Origin of the sequence: Candidatus Thiosymbion oneisti, assembly GCF_900092655.1 — a bacterium.
In the GTDB taxonomy this organism is placed as follows: Bacteria; Pseudomonadota; Gammaproteobacteria; order Chromatiales; family Chromatiaceae; genus Thiosymbion; species Thiosymbion oneisti.
In genome coordinates this window covers 1-788 of record NZ_FLUY01001441.1, presented here as the reverse complement: position 1 = coordinate 788, position 788 = coordinate 1, and the positions used below count along the sequence as shown (strand labels likewise).

Genomic DNA, 788 nt, shown 5'->3' with positions numbered 1-788 from the left:
TCGTAGCCTGGAAACTCGTTCATCAGATTACCCGTGGCTTGGACTTATGGTCGGCTCATTCTCCTATGAAGACCGCGTATGCTCAATAGCTACCGACATTTCAACGACTTCTCTAATATAAGACGCTTAACTTGTTAGTGAACCGTTCCCAAGCGCGCCTCTTACCCGCCCTACGCGGGCTTTTTATAGCGTTAAAAAGGATTCATTCATAATCACTACTTGACATAAAGCCTTTCGCACCATTCTGCGCCCAATCATCCCAATACTTCCAGCGATCATTAAGGAAAGTTTTTCGCCCTTTATTCAAATACATGTTGTTTTCAACAGCCTTTTCTCGTTCCGTTATTTCTGAAAAATCCTTAGCATAAAAAGGAGACAGCATTAACGTTGGGGGTACATGCAATGCCTGATATTCCCGGGAAGGACGCAACCGCACTGTGATATAATTTGAAAAGTTCGGGTTAGGATATAACCTGTCAAAAGTCATAAATTCCTCGTCAGGTCCTTGCAGATATGCCCTTTTTTCGCTAAATCCTTCTGTAAGAGTAGGATCACTCCGTCTACCATAAATTAGTATATATTTTTGCTTAAACGTTTTTGCACGCAAAAGATCGCATGGAATTTTATAATCCTTAATAAAAATCGCTTTATTATCCCAGCACGCTAGTCCAAAACTATGCACTTTAGTGCAAGGCTTTAGCTGCTACACAAGTATTCTATAATGAGCTAATGAGCGATCAAAGATGCAGTAATCATACCGTTTCTTCAAAGCGAATTCCCCGAGCTAA

The 788-nt window shown here is 41.0% G+C and carries 1 protein-coding gene; it reads right to left on the bottom strand.

Annotated elements, in window-relative coordinates:
* Positions 1 to 202: 202 nt before the first annotated feature.
* Positions 203 to 682, bottom strand: coding sequence for a hypothetical protein (locus tag BQ17_RS20900; RefSeq protein ID WP_141699307.1), 480 nt, complete (start codon positions 680 to 682; stop codon positions 203 to 205).
* Between the last annotated feature and the right edge of the window lie 106 nt (positions 683 to 788).